Genomic DNA, 19,381 nt, shown 5'->3' on the forward strand with positions numbered 1-19,381 from the left:
ATCGCCGCCGATTCGCAGCCGATTCGACTCGCGAGCCCAGTTATTCGTCGGTCGTGATGTCGGCCGACAGCCCCTGGGCCATCTCGATCTCCTTGGAGTTGTTCATCGTCCAGGCGGTGCGCTCGGTGACCGCCTCGATGGCCTCGCGGGCGCTCGGGTAGCCGTTGCCGGACTTCTTGACCCCGCCGAACGGCAGCTGAACCTCCGCACCGATACACGGCAGGTTCGCGTACGCGAGCCCGATGTCCGCGTGATCGCGGAAGTAGTTGATCTGTCGGTAATCCTCCGAGATGATCGCTCCCGCCAGCCCGTAGGGCGTGTCGTTGTGGATCTCGACCGCGTCCTCGATGTCACCGGAGTACTCTAGAAGGGCGACGTGGGGGCCGAAACACTCCTCGTTGAGACAGCGCAGATCGGACTCGTAGTCGATCTCGTAGACGAACGGTCCGACCCAGTGGCCCTCCGCGTGTCCGTCCGGAATCTCGTCCTCCTCGAGTTCGAACCGGTCGACCAGCACGTTCGCGCCTTCCTCGCGGGCGAGTTCGTTGTGGCGGCTGATCTTCTCGACGTGGTCGGCCTCGATCGCCGGCCCCATGAACGTGTCCTCCTCGAGGGGGTCGCCGACGGCGATATCCCTGGCGATGTCGACGAATCGCTCCTTGAACTCGTCGTAGACGTCTTCGTGGATGATCAGCCGTTCGGAGGAGACACAGCGCTGGCCGGTCGTCTTGAACGAACTCATGACGGCCGAGTGGACGGCGATGTCGAGGTCGGCCTCCTCGGTCACGACGATGCCGTTCTTGCCGCCCATCTCACAGGCCGCGAGCTTGCCGGGTTCGCCGCCGACTTTGCCGGCGATCTCGTGGCCGACTTCGGCCGAGCCGGTAAAGAGGACGGTGTCGACGCGCTCGTCGTCGGTGATCGCCGCGCCGGCGTCGCCGAAGCCTTGGACCATGTTGAAGACGCCATCGGGAATCCCGGCGTCCTCGAACATCTCGGCGATGATCTGGGCACACCACGGCGTCTGTTCGGCGGGCTTCCAGACGACCGTGTTGCCCTCGACCAGCGCGATGGCCATGTGCCAGAACGGGATCGCGACCGGGAAGTTCCACGGCGTGATACAGCCGATGACGCCCCGTGGTTTCCGCCGCATGTACGCGTCCTTGCTCGGAATCTCCGACGGCACGACGTCGCCGTGTGGATGGCGCGCGTTGCCCGCCGCCCACTCGACCATGTGCCAGGCCTCGGTGACGTCCGCTTTCCCTTCCGAGATCTCCTTGCCACACTCCTTCGAGACGATCTCGCCGAGTTCCTCGTGGCGCTCCCGCAGCTCGTGGTAAATTTCCCACAGGTACTCCGCGCGGTCGATCGCCGACAGTTCCCGCCATTCCTCGAAGGCCTCGTCCGCCGCCTCGAGGGCCGCGTCGACGTCAGCCTCCGTACCGCGCTGGAACGTCGCCAGCGTCTCGCCGGTCGCGGGGCTTTCGCTCTCGAAGGTTTCGGAGCCGGTTCCGCTCGTCCATTCGCCGTTGATATAGTGGAGATTGGCTCCACTTGCTGTTGATCGACTCACGCTTGACCCTTCTCCTGTGGCCCATATAATTGTTCATCTTTGAGTGAGCGGTCCGTGATGTGGTTCTCCGAGGGCGGCGTATTTCGTATATATCAAACCTACGTTTGAAGGAGTACGGCAGCCGCACGGGAAGCGTACATGAACGGGAGAGCGTGGTAAGCGGTCACTCTAGTAGCGTTAAAAGATAACATGACCCAAATAAGATTACAACAATACGTATGTACACGGAACGGGACATGCGGTTTGATATTCTGAAATAGACTGGTATCGTGATGGGAACTCGCGGCCGTCACGGCACAAACACGCACGACGGGAACGAACGCCTCGAGTCGAGGCGTCCCTCAGCGACGGCCGTTACGACGCGTTGCCAACCTTGTACATGCGGGACGGCATGAAACCCGTCCGCTCCGCTACCTATTAATCCCGTGTCATAGTATATCACCCATGGAAAGGCTTATCAAGGGGTATGGTAGATTAGGCCCCATGGGTGAATTCGGCATACTATCCCTCGTACCGCCACTGTTGGCAATCACGTTGGCAGTTACCACGAGGCGCATAATTCTCTCACTGTTCGTTAGCATTTGGGTCGGTGGCGTCATCTATACCGGTGGACTCGGCGTTGGACAGACGTTCGACTGGATCGTCGAAGCAATCATCGCCGATAGCGGGTTTCACGCGGAAATCCTGGTTTTCACGCTCCTCCTCGGGTCGGGCGTTGCACTGATCTGGCGGCTGGGCGGTGCTATCGCCATTCAGGAGGTAGCCAGCAGGCGACTCGAGACCAGACGGAAAGTCGGTGTCGTCGCCTGGCTGCTGGGTATCGCACTGTTCTTCGACGACTATGCAAACACCGCGATCATCGGGAACACGATGCGTGAAACGTCCGACCGAGTCAACATCTCGCGCGAGAAGTTGTCCTACATCGTCGACTCGACGGCCGCTCCCGTCGCGACGATCGGAATTTCGGGATGGGTCGCGTTCCAGTTGTCGATGATCGACGAGGCCTTCAGCAACATCGAAGCCGAAGCGGGCGTCCAGACACCGGACGTCTTCACCGTCTACCTCGAGTCGATCCCGTACAACGCCTATGCGATTCTCGCGATCGTCATGGTCGGCATCATCGTCGTCACGCAGCGGGATTACGGTGAGATGCTCACGGCGGAGCGCCGTGCCTGGCAAACGGGCAAAGTCAACGACGACGATGCGGACCCGCTACAGGAAGTCGAAGGCAATCTCAGTGACCCGATCACCGAACGGCCGATGCTTCGAACGTTCCTGCTTCCGATCGTGGTCCTGGTCGCCGTTACGATCGGCAGTGCGCTCCGGACGGGCTACGATGGCCAGCCGGTGCTCGAGTCACTGCTCGCAGGCGAGTTCACGGCGTTCGTCGAAACGACGACGACCATTGCCGGCAACGGGTCCTGGACGACCGCGTTGGTCTGGGGGTCGTTCGCAATGGTCATGACGGCGTTCACGATCGGTATCGTATACGACCTGTGTTCCGCCGACGAAGGTGTCGATGCGGTCCTCGAAGGGTTCGAACTCATGCTGACTGCGGTGACGATTCTGATCCTCGCGTGGTCGATCAGTACCGTCGCCGATGCGCTGGGAACGGGGGCGTACGTCGCGACGATGGTCGAAGGCACGATTCCGGTCGCAGTGTTCCCCGTTGCCGTCTTCATCACCGCGACGTTCATCTCGTTCACGATGGGATCGTCGTGGGCAACGATGAGTCTGCTGACACCCGTCGCGCTCTCCGTCGCGTTCGATCTCACCGGCGGGTTCGGACTTGCTCCCGCCATCGTGGGGGCGGTGTTTTCCGGCGCGATTTTCGGCGATCACACGTCACCGATCTCCGATACGACCGTTCTCTCATCGACCTTTACCGGCGCCGACCTCGTCGACCACGTCCGGACGCAGGCGTACTACGCGACGACCGTTGCGATCGTGGTCGTCGTCTGCTACCTGCTGTACGGGTTCGTCGGCGTGCCGCCACTGGTCTTCTTGCCGGTTGGGGTCGTCCTGCTCGTCGGGCTCGTGTACGGCCTGTCGGAATTCGATGCGACTCGAAGAGGGATCGACGTCGGGGGAGGACGACGTGACATCGACCTGGTCAAGCAGGATGCCGACTCGGATCGCGGCAAATCGACGGAGGGGTCCGATTAACGTCCGCGACGATCCGACCGGTATGCCGTCGTCTCTTGGTATTTCCCCGCACGGTTTCGGGGACGAATCGGCCGTTTCCCACGCCCGATTTCCGGCAAGTGGTGCGTAAAAAAGCGGGTGAGAGCCATCTCAGCCGGCGAAGCACAGAGTCGGAATGGGAGATCATAAGTATCTGGTTTACGATGACGGAGTATGGATGTCAACCGGGCAGTGATAGAACGATTGACAAGCAATGGGATCGACACGATGTTCGGTATTCCGGGCAAACAGACGCTCCCGTTGAACGAGGCGATCGGTGCACGTGACGACATCCGGTTCGTAGTCGCACGCCACGAAACCGCAGTGTCCCACCAAGCATGGGGATACGCGGAAACGAGCGGCACGCCGGCGGCGACGGCTGTCGTCCCCGGGCCAGGCGACATGAACGCGATGAACGGGCTGAAAAACGCACTCAACGATTGTACGCCGCTCATCCACATCGCCGTCGAGACCGAACCCGAAGTTCGCGGGGGCAGCGGAATCCACGAGACCCCACCGGAGACCTACGATACCGTGGTCAAGGAAAACCTGCTCGTCGAACGACCGGAAAGCACGGCCGCGGTCGTCGAGGAAGCCATCGCGATCGCCGAGACGCCGCCCAAGGGGCCGGTCCGGATCGGAATCCCGAAAAACTTCTTGACGATGGACGTTCCCCTGGCGACACCCGGCGAGTACAACCGAGCGTACGTCGAGGGCGTCGCCGATTCGGACATCGAGGCGGCTGCGACGCTGCTGGCCGAGGCGACGAAGCCGGTCATCGTCGCCGGCGGTGGCGTCCGCGCCGCGAACGCGAGCGACTCGCTTCGACGGCTGGCCGACCGACTCGAGGCACCCATCGTGACGACGTACAAGGGCAAAGGCGTTCTGCCCGACGATCCCGACGAGTACGTAGCCGGAACGCTTTCGGGCAGTGCATCCCCCGAACTCCTCGACTGTCTCGCCACTGCCGACGCCGCACTGGCGGTCGGAACGGACTTCGATGCGGTCGCGACTCGGACCTGGAGCGTCGAACTGCCGGATGATCTCGTCCACGTGACGCTCGACGCCGACGATCTCGGGAACGGCTACGATCCCACGGTCGGCATCATCGCCGATGCCGGGATGGCGCTGTCGGAACTCGAGGCGACGCTCGCGAATCGGGAAGTTCGCGCCCGCGACGGGACGGAGCGAGCGACGGCGGTCCGGGAAGCGACGAGCGACCGTCTCGACGCACTCCGGGACTCGTCGCCACCGCTGACATCGGTGAGCGCACTCGAAAGCGTCCGCGAAGCCGTTCCACGGGACGCAGTCGTCTCCGTCGACGCCGGTGGGTTTCGCGTCTGGGCGCTCAACGTCTTCGAGGCCACCGGGCCACGGTCGTACGTCAACCCGGGGTCGTGGGCGACGATGGGAACCGGGCTACCGGCGGGGATCGGTGCACAGCTCGCCAATCCCGACGACGATGTCGTCGTGCTCACCGGCGACGGCGGGCTCATGATGTGCATCCACGAACTCCACACGGCCGTCGCGGAGAACGTTCCGATTACGGTCGTCGTGTTTACGAACGAGGATTACGCGATTATCAGCGATCAGGCAGGGCGAGACTACGATCTCTCCGACGGCGAGTACAACTGGAGCGACGCGCCGATTTCGTTCATATCGCTCGCTGAGAGTATGGGAATGCGGAGTGAGTACGCCGAAGACCCGTCCGAAATACGGTCGACGGTCGCGTCCGCAACCGCGGCGGACGAACCGGTTCTCGTTCAGATTCCCACCGATCCATCGGAGCCACAGGCGAGCGACTGGATGAGTACGGAGTGAGGGCCCGACAGGGGACCCGAAGAGGGCGTCGTCAACGCCCGGCGTAGCGCTCCCGGTCGATTTCAACACCGCCCCATCCCTGGCCAGTCCGTCTCGAGCGGTTAGGACGGCGGGTCGGGAGGGGGCGGTCCCGCTACCAGGTCGACCCTCGACCTCATGGAAACGAATACGAGTAGACACGTCGAACTGGCACCAGTCGGAATAGCAGCCGGAGGGCAAGCGGAGATTCGGGTTCAGCTACGAGATATATCGGTTTCGAACACTGTTTCTATAGGATAGAGTTCCGGCAGCGAACGGGCGCGGCTGACAGAACACGATCTGCTGCAAAGGGAGACGCGACAGTCACCCAAGGGCGGCAGTCCGACCGCAGTGTGCGATGACACCGTGAGTCGAACCGACGAGTAGCGGGGTCGGCTACAGACCGCGGCAGTCTCGAGGCGGACGACTCACCGGCTCTTCGGGCATCTTTCCGAAAGAGACAGCACGCACGCACGGTGTCTCTCACCGACTGCTCGAGACGCGCAACGTCGTGGCTACCGCGTTCCTGATCGATGCACCACCGCAGCCGATGACAGCACGCCATCAGCATGCCGGCCGGTTTGACACGAGATACGTGGATAGCGGACCAAAACAGAACGAGTATTGTGAGATAGAAATAGACAGACCTACCAAAACACGTAGTGTTCGAAACGTCGAGTCAAAACGACCTCGACACGGCTGCAGGGCTATACGGACCGCTGATCTAGGCGAGCCAGCGATCACCGAATCGCCGAGGGCACCGACGAGGCTCACCGCGACACGTCGCGAGAGGACAACGGACCGACGGATGCCACACGAGAAGCGTTGCGGTCGCAGCCGGGGATATGCCGTGGCTGGAGCGGCCTGTGTGTTTGGGCTCGGACGGCTCGAGCAGGGTGGCAAAAGGGAAGAAACGACGGCCCGCGGGCCGGGGCTCGAGTCGCCTCACTCGACCAGCGGCGACTCGCTACCGCGGACGCTGTCGACGATGACGTCTCCGTCGGGCCGGGACGCGATCCAGAACAGTTTGTAGGCGTCGATCGACTGTTCGAAGCGCAAGTCCGGCGCGGAGCCGACGGCGACGGTCCGGAGCGTCCAGGAAAACACCGCGTCTTCGGCCTTCTCGCGAGCTTGTGCGTCGGAGAGTTCGGACGGAACGACGAGTACGTCGTCGATCGTTCTCGTGGCGGTTTCCGGCATCACATCGGCACGGACGGCGAGCCGGCGGGAGCGGTCGACGCTGACCACGTATTCCAGATCGCGGTCCGCGATTATCGGTCGCTCGATCGTCGCAACGGCATCGTAGAGACGGTACGGGTACGCGATCGCGCCGACGCGACCGGTCGAGTCGACATCCTCGCGTGCCACCGCCGGTTCGATAACGGTCAGTGTCGTCCGCTGACGGGACCCCTCGGTGATCGCGGCGGATTCGGGCGGTCGTCGACGCGTCTCGCTCATTTATTCGTCACCCGTGTCCCAGTAGTCGCTGGCCGTCACGTGTGCGCGAATGTTGTCCGTTTCCGTGACGGCTTTCGGTTCGACATCGCGACCGCCGTCGGTCACGTAGTCGGGCGTACCGGTCGGATCGTCGCCGCTCGAGACGGCCGCGAGCGGCTTATTGAACGACTCGAAGTGATCGTCGACGCCCTCCGGCGGCGGCGTCAACAGCGAGACGACGATGAGCGTCGCCGTCGAGAGGATAAACGCGGGGAAGAGCCCGTAGACGCCGACCAGCCCAGTGAGGAACGCCGATCCCTCGACTGCCCCCATGAGTCCGAAGACCTCGAGAAGGGTCGACAGCTGAATCCACAGGACCATGGTCAGGGTCCCGACGATCATACTCGCCACGGAGCCCGTCGCAGTGACCCGTTTCCACCACAGCGACGCGATGAGCGTCGGCCCGATAGCCGCGCCGAGGCCGCCCCACGCGTAGTCGAGGACGAGGGTGTAGATCGGCGTGTTCTGTGCGAGGTAGGCGAACGCGACGCTCGCCGCGCCGAGCCCGAGCGTGACGTACTGGGAGTAGCGAACGAGCGTCTCCTGGCTCGCGTTCGGGTTGACGTAGCCGTGATAGACGTCCTCGACGATGGCACTCGTCGCGACGAGCAGCTGTGAGTCGGCACTGGACATCATCGCGGCGAGCGCGGCCGCCAGAATGATCCCCGCGATCGCGCCGGGGAAGAACTCGAGCGTGAGCAACGGCATGACGTTGTTCGGATCTTCGATGCCGCCCTGACCGAAGACGACCAGCGCGTACAGCCCGACGAAGCCGGCACCGATGTAGGCGACGAACATGAACAGCTGCGCGACGAGCGCCGCGAGACGAATGTTCTCGACCTCGTCGATTCCCATAAACCGGACCATCACGTGCGGATTCCCGGGGATACCGAGTCCGATCGCGGCGTAGCTGATGATTCCGAAAACGGCGGCCCAGCCGGTCATCCCGGCCGTGACGCTCGTGTACGAACTCCCGACGGACGCGAGTTCGCCGAACGGGAGCCCGTAGTTCGTAAACGCGATGATCGGCAGGATGATGAACGCGACCAGGATGATCGCCCCCTGGACGTAGTCGGACCACGCGACGGCGAAGTAGCCCCCGAGCATGGTGTATCCGACGACGATGACACCGCCGACGAGGATGCCGACCAGCGACGAAACGCCGGTGAGCACCTCCAGTAGCGTCCCGGCGGCGACGATCTGTGCGCCCACGTATCCACCCTCGAAGATCATCAGGACGATCGCGGAGACGCCTTTGACGTACCCGGTCTCGTCCTGCAGACGCGTCTCGAAGAAGGTCGGCAGCGTGACCGCTTTCACGATCTCCGTGTATTTCCGGAGGCGCTTTGCGATCCCGGCCCACGCGAACAGGTCGGCGGGGATCATCCCGAGCCCGTTGTAGAAGGCCATCACACCGGTTCCGAACGCGTCGCTCGGAACGCCGAGCGTGAGCCACCCGCTCATCTCGGAGGCGCGTTCGGAAAAGCCCGTGACGACCGGGCCGATGCTGCGCCCGCCGATGACGTAGTCGTCGACGGAATCCATGAGACGGGAGGAGTACAGCCCGATGCCCAGAAGCACGAGGAGATAGATCGCGAAGGTCCCGAGAACCCAGATCCCGGCCGATCCGGCGAGTCCCTCACTGGCCATGCTCTGCCTCCTGGTAACGGTCGCGTATCTTTTCCTCGCGTTTCCCTTCCCACACGTAGTAGACGCCGAGCATCACGAGATACACGGCAAACGGCCCGAATAACCAGACCAAGTTAATGTTACTCTCAACCATGGAGCCATGTGTTCACTACCCATGCATAAATATACCGGAGTTCGTCATCCAGTCGATCGTCGACCGATGCGACGATGGAATCGAGAACGGACAGCAATTATCACGTCGACGGCGGAACTACGGGGATCGTTGTGGGCGGAAAACGAGTACGGGACTCCAGTCAGGGGACAGCGTCGCTTGTCGGTCGCTCGCTCACACGCCGAGGACGGCACGAGCCGCGAACAACGCGTTCTCCTTTCGTTCGCGGACTCGTCGGTAGAAGTACTGCATCCACTTGTCGCCGTAGGGAGCGTACTGATTGACCTCGTAGCCCTTCGCCGCGAGTTCGCGCTGAGCGTCCTCTCGAACACCCATCAGCATCTGAATCTCGAACGGCGTACCGTACTCTTGCTGGAGGTCGATCGCAGTCCTGAGCATCGCCGGATCGTGACTCCCGACCGCGATGCCCTGCTCGAACTCACGAAACAGGAACTCGAGGTGCGCTTCGTACGCGTCGTCGACGGCCGACTTCGAATCGAGAGCGACCGACGACGGTTCGTCGTACGCACCCTTCACCAATCGAACTGCGGCGGGGACGTCGGCGAGTCGGGCGAGATCATCGCGCGTCCGCGTGAGGTTCGCCTGAATGGCGACGCCGACGCCGTTAGGATGGTCGCGTGCCGTTGCTTCGACGGCATCCAGGGTCGTGTCGGTCGTCGTGTGATCTTCCATGTCACACCAGACGAACACGTCGTTGGCCGCTGCGGCCTCGACGATTTGCTCGAAATTGCTCGTGAAAACGTCGGGACCGACGTCGATTCCGATCTGAGACGGCTTGACCGAGAGACACCCGTTCAGGTCTCGAACCGCCAATTGGGAGGCGAGATGGCAGTATTCCTCGGTATCCTCGGCTGCGGGTCCCGGCTCGTGGTAGTGTTCGCCGAGAAGGTTCAAGATACCGCCCATACCCGCATCGTTACACTCCGAAACGTGAGTCAGCGCACCGGACGCGGATGTCCCGGCAACGAATTGGCTAGCGATCGGGGGGATCATACCGAACTGCTCGGACGGGACTCACCTAAGTTGATACCCGACCACAAGATTCGCCGCATATTTTGTGAATTAATCCGGAGACTCGTCCGGATTGAGCAATTTCGCTTCGGCGGTCCGGAGGTGCTCGAGCAGCGTCGTCTTCGAGACGTCGAGTTCCGCCGCGAGTTCGTGCGTGCTGGTCTCGCGAGGCCACGCGTAGTAGTTCCGTTCGCAGGCGAGTTCGAACGCGTCGCGCTGTCGCGGCGTGAGACGGTCGGTCCGATCGAACCGCTCGGTGGAGTCCGCGCCAGCCGGAGTGACCCTGCTGATCGAAATTTCGGCATCGGTTTCGGCGCGAATGGTGTCGAGTCGGTCCCGGACTTCGGCGCGGCCGTCGGCGACGAACACCGGCCAGTGTTCGGCCCCACCTTCGACGCGTACCGACGCGTCGTGAATGAATCCGTGCGAGACGAGCGTGTCGCTGATACTGTGTTCGGGATCGTATTCGACGAACAGTTCACGGGTCACGTTCCCAGGGTTCGGTGCCGTACCGGTCGTTCGCTGTCCGAGTTCGACCGTCGAGTACGTCAGCGGCGAGTCGTCCACGAACGCGACGAACTCGTCGAGTCGGGCCGTCGTGTCGGCGTAGACGGTAAAGTGCCCTTCGACCGTCTCATCGCGCGTTCGGTGAACAGTGTGAACGAGAAGTCCAGCGTCGACCGCCTCGGTCGCCTGCAGACCCCAGCAGTCGGGGTGCCAGATCTCGAGGGTGAGTCGTGTGCCCTCTGCCGCACCTGTCGTGGTCGTCGTCGAACTCGTGCTACTCATATGTGGGCTCTGCACAATCGTTCTCCCGTGGGGAGCATAAGCATACTGAAGACCGCCACCGCCTCCGAACGGACGCCGTGGTGTACATCCGGTTCGTCGCCGAAACGGTCGAGGCGACACGAGGGGAACATCCTCAGGTACAACGAACTCGCACGAAACCAGGGGACGAACGGCCGCGTCGACCGCGGCGAACTGGACATCGGGGAGGTACCGGACGGCCGCGAGAGCAACGCCGACGGCGATTACGACCGCGTTCTGAATGCGTGAACGACCCGCTTCGATGAGTGACTCGTTCACACGTGTGACTCCGTATCCGATCGGCGCAACTGGTGTGCCCCCTGCTGTTCACGTATTCCGAACGCTATACGATCGGCTGGCCGGTTGAGCAGCCGATATCGACGTGTCACTTTGTAATGTAGTACAGCATGCATTTTTGCGTCATATATTGAATTAGATATGCATTGTTCACCACAGACGCCGTGAAAATTATGATATCTGTGAGAGGCACCGGATTTCGTTCCCAGAGGCGTTCACACATTCCGAACGCTTATACGCCGGTGGTGCCACGGTTCGAACCATGACGGACGACGGCCCTCGCCCGGTCAAGACGACCAAAACGTCACTCGCACTCGTTCGGGCGGTTCGTGACAGCGACGGAGCGACATTGAGCGAGCTGGCCGAGCGCCTCGATCTGGCCAAGAGTACCGTACACAACCACCTGCACACGCTGGTCGACGAGGGCTTTCTCGTTCGAGATGGCGACACCTATCACATCGGACTTCAGTTCCTCCCGTTCAGCGAACACGCACGCAACCGGAATCCGCTGTACTCGACGGCCCGCCAGCGGGTCTACAGCCTCGCCGAGAAGACGGGCAACGAAGCCGATTTCATCGTCGAGGAGAACGGCCGCGCGTACACACTCGAGTACGCGATTGGCGAATCAACGGCCCGTGGGCTCTCGGAATCGAGTCCGTTCCGTGCGGGCAACCGCTTTCACATGCACAACTGCGCCTCGGGAAAAGCCATGCTTGCGCTCCTGTCCGACGGACGCGTCCGGGAGATACTCGATCGCTGGGGGCTCCCGGCGACAACCGCCCATACCATAACCGACGAGGCAACGCTGTTCGACGAACTCGAGACGATTCGACGACAGGGATACGCGACGAACGACGAGGAACTGATCGACGGCTATCGGTCCATCGGCGCAGCGGTAACAGGGCCCGATGATACCGTCATCGGTGCGTTCTCCGTCGGTGGACCGGCGTATCGTCTGGCCGTCGACGAATCATCGACCCGGGAAATCGCACAGCTACTTCTGGACGAGATCGATTCGCTCGAGTCGGAACTCGCCCTCTAATTACTGCCATATGCTTGTAAACCAACTCGAGACGTGAGCGCAACCGCGTCGATGGGGTTCTCGGAACGACGGCCGCTGGTAAGGAAATCGCTACAGTCTCAACAGCAAGCGGCCGTGGCTGTCCACTGTCAGCTAGCCGACGTACACCGTTCCAGACTGCACCGTAAGACTCTTCAACTCCTAATTCAGCGAGATGCTCACGTCTCAAACTGGCTCAACGAGACAGTGTCCGCTGAGAAGCACTTCACAATAGTGTTCAGATAAGCCGATTCCATGCAAAGGCGACTGCTCTCAACCACTCATCGGCAGTTTCTGCTTTGGCATTACTAAAACAGTTCGAGAATAATATACTTCGTCGTTCTACCTCTCGAAAGACACGTTCGACACTGTTCTGATTTCCGTGGCATTCGTCTCTAAAATCGAGGCCGTGTCGAGAACAAGCATTTTGAAGTAGTATTGCTCCATCGACAAGAAAAACGGTGTCACCGACATCGTGTTTCTCACGTAGTTCAGCGACGTAGTTCAGCGAAGAACGTGTGAGCGAAGACGTTTGTTCTCACTGGTCCAAGCTTTGTATGGAGCAAATCGTTTGTCTCAGGATCGACTGGGCGTACAGCCACTATCGCTCATCACCGAGTTGGACCACTGTCTCGTCACCCATTACGTGATTTGGACTTCGTCCATCCCCCCGACTGTAGATGTAGATTGGCTTTGTGAACCCAGTTGTGAACAGTCGACCGTGCCCATTCAATGCCGAAGACAACAATTATTGGAACTGTATTTGAAGATGATAATAGTACAAGGTGGAGCAGAATACCAAGCTTCATCAACAGTCACAATGTTGCCTCTCGCTCCACAAATCTACCTCGATTCGGTCGGTGCAACCGTTGAGGCTAGCGTTTTCCGACACGGACACTCAGAAAACGCTCCGTCTCATTGTTCAATCCTAATCTGAACACCGCCGACAGACACCCCTCTATCGATGTGTTTTCCGATGAGGTTACCAGGAGAAAACGGGAACGGCGAAACGGAAAGACTTCTTCTTTGCCGCTAATTTAGCGATTAGCCGGCCGAAAACCGTATTTATCGAAAGAATTGTTCTCGAGGAAAGCAGCAAGAACAGTCGAGAGGGATGTAACGGAGTACGAACAAGCCGAAACACATCGAACACATCGATAGAGGGGTGTGGGGGTCCCTAGTCTAGGTCTAGTCTAGTAGTATAACTAGATAGGAACCAGTAGAACGTACCGTTCAGGTTTCTCTTTGCATAAAACCCGAAGAACGCCGTTCTATCAATCGTTGAGTCTCGGTCACGCTCATTGGGTACCCCCTCCTTTCGAAGTCGAAAACACATCGATAGAGGGGTGTCTGTGTCCGCGATTTGCTATCGTCGAATCAACTCGATTCGATCCACCTCGTTTTCGAAACACTTCGTCGTTTGTTACCCTCTACTGCCACCCTACCGCTGTCTTTCCGTACAATATCGGTATTGCAACCGTGTACTCGAGGGTATACACATCGATAGAGGTGGGAACACTTTTGGTACTACCTCGTCTGGGCCATCGTATGGATGATTTCGAGGACCCTCGAGACGGAGCGGGGACGTCGAGGGATGACACTACGGAGCAATCGTCCGAGTTCGATGCATCCGAGCAGGCTACCTCCTCGAATAAGTCGTCGACGGTGGACGAATCACAGTCCATTGAGGACATGCTGCTGGAGTTCGATCAACAGGAAGGACTCATTCGCGATCGGTCGCTCCTCGATCCGAACCATATCGTCGAAGAGGATCGAATCGTCGGTCGCGACAAGCAACTTCAGGAAGTCACCAAGATGCTTCGTGTCGCTCTCGGCGATAACCGTCCCCCGAACCTTTTTCTTTACGGTCCATCAGGCACCGGCAAGTCGCTCATTACGAAAGCCGTCTGTAAGAACATCAGCAAAATCTGTGAGACACGGGACATTCGATTTGGAACGATCGAGGTGAATTGTCAGGATCTAGATACACTTGGCGTTGCAGTGTACGAACTCTCGAGTCGTGCTGCGGACGAAGCCGACGTTGCGGTCGAAGTTCCGAAACACGGCGTCGCGACGAAAGAGAAGTGGGACGAACTCTATCGTATCGTCAACGAGAACTTCGATTCAGCGGTGTTCGTCCTCGACGAACTCGACATGCTCGTCGGTCGACGGGACAAACAAGACCCCGCGTTTTCCCGGCTACTCTATCAACTCTCCCGAGCCGGCGCGAACAACGATCTCACCGCACATATCTCCGTCGTTGCAATCTCTAACGATACGAAGATGATGGAGTCGGTCGGTAGCCGAGCCCTGAGTTCGTTTACACCCGAAGATGTGCACTTCGACGACTACGACGCGAACCAACTGCAGTCGATCCTCCGCCGACGGCAGGATGCCTTCTACGAGGGCGTTCTCGATGAGGACGTCATCCCGTTGGCGGCGGCCTTTGCGGCACAGACCCACGGCGATGCCCGGAAGGCGATCGATCTCATGCGCGTCGCCGGTGAACTCGCGGAACGCGAAGGCGATGAGAGCGTTCGCGAAGAACACGTTCGCGAGGCCCAGGACAAGGTCGAGAAGAATCGGGTCCTCGAGGTCGTCCGTGGAATTAGCACGCAGAAGAAACTCTGTCTCTATGCGACCGCGGCCGTTGCTTCGGAGACGGACGACGAATCCGCTCGTAGTACGACCGGATACAGGGTGTACCAGTTCCTGACGGATGCGATCGAAGCGGACCAGTACCATCAGGAAACGTATGTGAATAAAATGAAGGAGATGACGACCTACTCGCTTGTCGACTTCGAGCGTCGGAGCCACGGTCCGAGTTCCGGGATGTTCCTCGAGTTCCAGTTCGGCGAACGTCCCGAGACGATCCTCGAAACCCTTCGTGAAGACTCGCGGATCGATATGGTGTCTCCGGACGAAGTCTCGAGCGTCGTCAAAGCACAGGTTCGAAACGAGACGTGAGTCTCCGGGCTGGGGCACCTCTATCGATGTGTATCTTTCCATGGCACACACCTCTATCGATGTGTAATCTGGATTTTGAGCCCGTGACCGCTGGCAAATAACCACCCACGAAGTTCAATACGAATCGAGAACTGTTGTCCAATATATTGGCTATCAGCGAACGTTCCGGCTATCTATAGATTTTCAATTATTGAGAATTCGGACACACCTCTATCGAAGTGTTCTGCTTTCAGTTGCCCTTCTACATGGTCTAACTGGTTAGTCTAACTCTTTGGCCTATTTAGTCTGTCTAGCTCTATACCCCTCAATCGCTATCTTTCCACCGAGGGCTCGGTGCGGTCACTGACTGTTGTTGTCGTGTTTAACTGTTCAAGCCATTCGTGGACGCCCGATCGACTGCCGACCCACGAGTTATCGAAGCGGCCGATCCACATCTGTAGTCATGAAACGACGTTCCGATCAGGACTCGCTCGGTATCCTTGCTGCCTGTCAATTCCGACTCGGTGTGGACAGTCCGATAGCCGAATTAACCGACGAGAAACGTAGCCTCTGAAAGATCGTAGTTCTCCGTGTTGCTCCAGAGACGCAACCGCTGGATCGGTGCCGTACCGACCAAACAGTGCGATGTCGAGAACGAACTTCGTCTTGACCTCTATTGTCGCATCCACCCCGACCATTCCCGCTGATTTTGACAGCGGTTTCGTCAGCCGCAGCCCGTGACGGCTTTGCATCCCCAGAACGCCTACTGTTCTTTCAAACCCGTCGCATACCTCTCACTGTACATGTCTGTGGGCAGTCTCGCCGATTCATTCAAGCATTATACCACACGAGCTAGCCTAACTTTGTAGTCTATCTCATTGGGCTGTCTGGTAACTCCATTCAGAAACGTTGCTCTGACGGATAGCGACTTCTTCGTACTCCGTTCCAGTTTGGTTAGTCTAACGAGTTCATCTAATTAGTTAGCCTATTCTAATCGGCGATCCATATGACAGATCCTGTTCTTGAGGGAAACCGTTAGCCGTTCTGTCGGAGGACTCCGTGAACACTATGTGAGTCGAGCTTGCCGTCGGCATATCGACACCCTCGTTGGGAACCGTTCGATTACCTTGCGGGATGCGGTACCCCCGAAACGCTGTTCCACCTTCACCAGAATAACTGATCAATGATCAGTAGGCTAGTTGGTTAGGTTAGTAAGAATGCCTCTCCTTAGTTTCTGGTTAGTTAGTCTAACTGATTTGGCTAATCGGTTAGGCTCCTTCTCCCTCGAGTCAGCAGTAACTGGCATCCCAGCGGGAGCTCCGATTGACTATTCTACGGCTAATGTCTATCAGTCTAATCAGTATGACTGTTTAGTTAGACAAACCGGTTAGGCTTTTTCTGTACGTTCTAGTAGAAGATACGTCGGTCACGATCGGAAGTACTCGTCCACGGCACGTTCTCAACGGCTGTGGACTTGTCGGGACACGTTTGCGGCGTTGCCGGCGTTTCATGCCGACTTCCAGCGCGACCGACGGTCCGTCGGTATCGGGTCAACCTCGACTAACTCGAACGCTATGCCGTCTCAGAGAGAGAGAGAGCACGTAGGGGCCGGCTCAGGCCAGTTCTTGATTGCGGTCGCTCTGCGGAATACCTGTTCACCCGTCTCTGAACACCTCGCGAGAACACCGCTCGGTTAGGCTAATCGGTTATGCTATTCGGAGCGTATACCGAACCATTATATTCAAGAAGGCTAACTACTTCACATGCTCACGTATACGACCTACTCGGAGGCCGGCGGCGTCGGGAAATCGACGATCGGGGCGGCGCTACTCGAGGCGCATGCATCCCACGGACTCGACGTTCTCGCGATCGACATGGACCAGCAAAACGGCTCGCTCACCTATCTCCTCGATGTCGATGCGCCCCGAGGGGACAGTCAAGCGGATAACATCGTTCGCCACCTGATCGATCGACCGAAGGGCTCCGTTCAAGATCTGATCTACCAAACGGAGTACGGCTTCGATCTCATCCCGAGTCACAACATGCTCGAGAACCTCGAGGATCTCTTGAACAGGGCCCAGCGGATGGCAGACGACCTGGGCGAGGGCGACGAGTTCGATCCGTACGATCGACTCCGGCGGGTTCTCTTGGAGTCCGGTATCCCCGATGAGTACGACGTGATCGTCGTCGATCCGCCGGCGACTGCCGGGCCCCACCTCTACAATGCTGTCTCGGCTACGCGAAGCTTGGTGATCCCCGTCGAGCCGACCGGGAAGGGAATGCAAAGCGTTCTCGGTCTGGAGGAACTCGTCGACGGTCTCGAGGATCGTCTCGAGGCCGAAATCGGCGTTCTCTCCGCCGTCCCGAACGGTGTCGGTCGAACGTCCGACCAGGAGCGGTACCTCACGGAGATTCGCGACCGCGGTTATCCCGCACCGGTCGCGATCCGCGAGCGATCGTCGCTTTTCGAGGGCTGTTGGGATCAACAGTGCCCGCCGCGACGCTACGTCGAGGCGCACCGCGACCGCCAGCGGGAGCACGAGATGGCGACGCTCGAAAAGATCGAGCGGCTGGCGACGGAGATCGAGGAGGTGAGCGACCGATGAAGAAAGGGTCCGGGAGCGATCCGTTTGCGGACACACAGGACGATGGCACGGATGCAGCGTCGACCGTCGATGACGACGCCGACTCCGAACCGGACCGCGCTGGTACCGAGTCCGAGACGGCTCGCGGCGTGGACACGGACGACGGTGAGCAGGCGGTCGTCAGCGACGCCGATTCGAGCGGGGCAGTGATCCGCGAGCCGCCCCAAACCGGCGCTGACGACGACGGTGTTCCCTGGGTCTACGTCCGGGATACCGTCAAGCAGGACCGGGGGATGGTTCAGTTTTATCTCCGCGAGTACGTCGTCGAGGCGGAAGACGAGTTCGTCGATGCGGTCAGCGACGAGCTCGGCACCGACGTGTCGAAGACCGACGTTCGGGAAGCGGCCTACGAAGCGGCGATGCACAACGTCGACGACGTCGTCGACCGACTCCGGGAGTGGGGCTTCGAATCGGACGCCTAACTGAAGCAGCGTCGCCGTTTTCGCGCCGAGAGCGCGACCGCGGGCCTACTCGCCGTTTTTTCGTCGTTCGATCATCCCTGTCACGGTATACGAGAGCACGACTTCGTCGTCCTGATTCACTACTTCTACGTAGTTGTCCACGTATCCCCGCTGTGGATCACGCTCGGAGCAGTGTTTGTCCACGACCTCGAGTCGGAGCGAGAGCGTTTCGCCCGGTGTGACCGGCCGTTCCCAGCGTAGCTCGTCCGCGCTGCGACCGCCCATACCCGCTTGCTCCTCCAAGTAGTTGTCCACGAGCAGTCGCATGGATATCGCAGCGGTATGCCAACCCGACGCGACTAGCTCGCCGAACGCCGATTCGCTCGCGGCATCCTCGTCAGTGTGGAACGGCTGCGGATCGTACTGCTCTGCGAACTCGGTGATCTCCGCTTTGGTGACGTGGTACTCGCCGAACTCCTCGGTCGATCCGACCTCGATGTCCTCGAAGTAGCGCATCGGTAGCGAGGACGCAGAAGGGAGCCAAAAGCATAGCGGACCGACGGGACGGCGGTGTTCAGATAAGGATGCGGAGTGAGGCGGACCGATTTGTGAGTAGTTTATGCACGAAACCGCCCGCTTCAATGGTGGTAGCGACTGCTTCAAGTTAGATTTTCTGGAGCGAGAGGCGACACCCGAGCCCGCGATGAAGCTCGGTATCCGACTCCATCTGGCTGGACTATCACTTTCGGATACCATCTCTATTCTCGAGAAGTTGGGTGTTGAACGCTGTCGATCGATCGTTCACAACTGAGCGCAGAAGGCAGATTGACAGCCGCTTGATGGCGCGAATCCGGATCACGTCGCGGTTGACGAGACGATGATCCAACTGACAGACGACCGATTCTGGCTGTACGCCACCGTCGATCCCGCACCAAACCGCTTGCTGCACGTCAAACTCTCACCGACGAGAAATCAAGCGATCACCGAGATGTTTCTCGTCGATTCTGCACCGTGGCTGCAAGCGGTATTCCATCGACACGGTCTCGATTACAGAGACGAAAAATACGGTAATCGGAACAGTGTCGAACGTGTCTTTCGAGAACTACAACGCCGAACTAACCCGTTCTCAAACTGCTTCAGTCATGCCGAAACAGACGCCGTCAAAAATTGACTCCAAGCGTTCGCCTTCGCATGGAATCAGTTTCTCTGAATACTCAGTACTTCACAAAGCCGTTAGTTGAGAAGTCCGCTTGCTGAGTTGTGACCAAACAAACAGAGCAAGCGGACAGTGAAATCCAC

General features: G+C 59.4%; 14 protein-coding genes and 2 pseudogenes. 8 read left to right on the forward strand and 8 right to left on the reverse strand.

Annotated features, from left to right (window positions below; all coding sequences use genetic code 11):
* Positions 1 to 40: 40 nt before the first annotated feature.
* A complete protein-coding gene (locus C487_RS18450; RefSeq protein WP_006187368.1) occupies positions 41 to 1,573 on the reverse strand; it encodes an aldehyde dehydrogenase family protein in 1,533 nt (510 codons plus the stop codon).
* 483 nt (positions 1,574 to 2,056) lie between these two features.
* Between C487_RS18450 and C487_RS18455 the strand changes: the two genes are divergently transcribed.
* Positions 2,057 to 3,739 carry a Na+/H+ antiporter NhaC family protein gene (locus tag C487_RS18455; protein WP_049908277.1) on the forward strand — a complete coding sequence of 561 codons (1,683 nt, stop codon included), beginning with the start codon at positions 2,057 to 2,059 and terminating at the stop codon, positions 3,737 to 3,739.
* A gap of 192 nt (positions 3,740 to 3,931) precedes the next feature.
* Positions 3,932 to 5,578 carry a thiamine pyrophosphate-binding protein gene (locus tag C487_RS18460; protein ID WP_049908278.1) on the forward strand — a complete coding sequence of 549 codons (1,647 nt, stop codon included), beginning with the start codon at positions 3,932 to 3,934 and terminating at the stop codon, positions 5,576 to 5,578.
* 963 nt (positions 5,579 to 6,541) lie between these two features.
* Here the strand turns inward: C487_RS18460 and C487_RS18465 are convergent.
* From C487_RS18465 to C487_RS18480, 5 genes are all read right to left on the reverse strand, one after another.
* Complete coding sequence (locus C487_RS18465; RefSeq protein WP_006187371.1) at positions 6,542 to 7,054, reverse strand: hypothetical protein; 513 nt, start codon at positions 7,052 to 7,054, stop codon at positions 6,542 to 6,544.
* Positions 7,055 to 8,743 carry a sodium/proline symporter gene (locus C487_RS18470; RefSeq protein ID WP_006187372.1) on the reverse strand — a complete coding sequence of 563 codons (1,689 nt, stop codon included), beginning with the start codon at positions 8,741 to 8,743 and terminating at the stop codon, positions 7,055 to 7,057. It abuts the gene before it with no gap.
* The gene (locus tag C487_RS21155) at positions 8,733 to 8,876 is read right to left on the reverse strand and encodes a hypothetical protein (protein ID WP_006187373.1); all 144 of its coding nucleotides are present in this window, start codon (positions 8,874 to 8,876) and stop codon (positions 8,733 to 8,735) included. Before C487_RS21155 ends, C487_RS18470 begins: the two co-directional genes overlap by 11 nt.
* 192 nt (positions 8,877 to 9,068) lie before the next feature.
* Positions 9,069 to 9,908 carry a proline dehydrogenase family protein gene (locus tag C487_RS18475; protein ID WP_049908279.1) on the reverse strand — a complete coding sequence of 280 codons (840 nt, stop codon included), beginning with the start codon at positions 9,906 to 9,908 and terminating at the stop codon, positions 9,069 to 9,071.
* A 69-nt stretch (positions 9,909 to 9,977) separates the two neighbouring features.
* Complete coding sequence (locus C487_RS18480; RefSeq protein ID WP_006187375.1) at positions 9,978 to 10,715, reverse strand: helix-turn-helix domain-containing protein; 738 nt, start codon at positions 10,713 to 10,715, stop codon at positions 9,978 to 9,980.
* On the opposite strand from C487_RS18480, the gene C487_RS18485 reads away from it, so the two are divergent.
* Positions 10,716 to 10,982 carry a hypothetical protein gene (locus C487_RS18485; RefSeq protein WP_006187376.1) on the forward strand — a complete coding sequence of 89 codons (267 nt, stop codon included), beginning with the start codon at positions 10,716 to 10,718 and terminating at the stop codon, positions 10,980 to 10,982.
* Positions 10,983 to 11,292: 310 nt separating this feature from the next.
* On the forward strand, positions 11,293 to 12,072 hold the full coding sequence (locus tag C487_RS18490) for an IclR family transcriptional regulator (RefSeq protein WP_006187377.1): 780 nt from the start codon (positions 11,293 to 11,295) through the stop codon (positions 12,070 to 12,072).
* Between the two features lie 256 nt (positions 12,073 to 12,328).
* Here the strand turns inward: C487_RS18490 and C487_RS19885 are convergent.
* Positions 12,329 to 12,982: pseudogene (locus C487_RS19885) on the reverse strand (IS6 family transposase).
* Between the two features lie 656 nt (positions 12,983 to 13,638).
* Here C487_RS19885 and C487_RS18495 point away from each other — a divergent pair.
* The 3 genes from C487_RS18495 to C487_RS18505 all read left to right on the forward strand — a co-directional run bounded on the left by C487_RS18495 (position 13,639) and on the right by C487_RS18505 (position 18,103).
* Positions 13,639 to 15,057, forward strand: a complete 1,419-nt coding sequence (locus tag C487_RS18495; RefSeq protein WP_049908281.1) for an orc1/cdc6 family replication initiation protein — start codon at positions 13,639 to 13,641, stop codon at positions 15,055 to 15,057.
* A 1,742-nt stretch (positions 15,058 to 16,799) separates the two neighbouring features.
* Complete coding sequence (locus tag C487_RS18500; RefSeq protein ID WP_006187379.1) at positions 16,800 to 17,642, forward strand: ParA family protein; 843 nt, start codon at positions 16,800 to 16,802, stop codon at positions 17,640 to 17,642.
* Complete coding sequence (locus tag C487_RS18505) at positions 17,639 to 18,103, forward strand: hypothetical protein (RefSeq protein ID WP_006187380.1); 465 nt, start codon at positions 17,639 to 17,641, stop codon at positions 18,101 to 18,103. The genes C487_RS18500 and C487_RS18505 overlap by 4 nt, the downstream gene beginning before the upstream one ends.
* Positions 18,104 to 18,148: 45 nt before the next feature.
* Here the strand turns inward: C487_RS18505 and C487_RS18510 are convergent, their stop codons facing one another.
* Positions 18,149 to 18,598 carry a MaoC family dehydratase gene (locus C487_RS18510; RefSeq protein ID WP_006187381.1) on the reverse strand — a complete coding sequence of 150 codons (450 nt, stop codon included), beginning with the start codon at positions 18,596 to 18,598 and terminating at the stop codon, positions 18,149 to 18,151.
* A gap of 103 nt (positions 18,599 to 18,701) precedes the next feature.
* Between C487_RS18510 and C487_RS18515 the strand changes: the two are divergent.
* A pseudogene (locus C487_RS18515) lies at positions 18,702 to 19,253 on the forward strand (IS6 family transposase).
* The last annotated feature ends 128 nt before the right edge of the window (positions 19,254 to 19,381 follow it).

It is taken from the genome of Natrinema pallidum DSM 3751 (assembly GCF_000337615.1).
GTDB classification, from domain to species: Archaea; Halobacteriota; Halobacteria; order Halobacteriales; family Natrialbaceae; genus Natrinema; species Natrinema pallidum.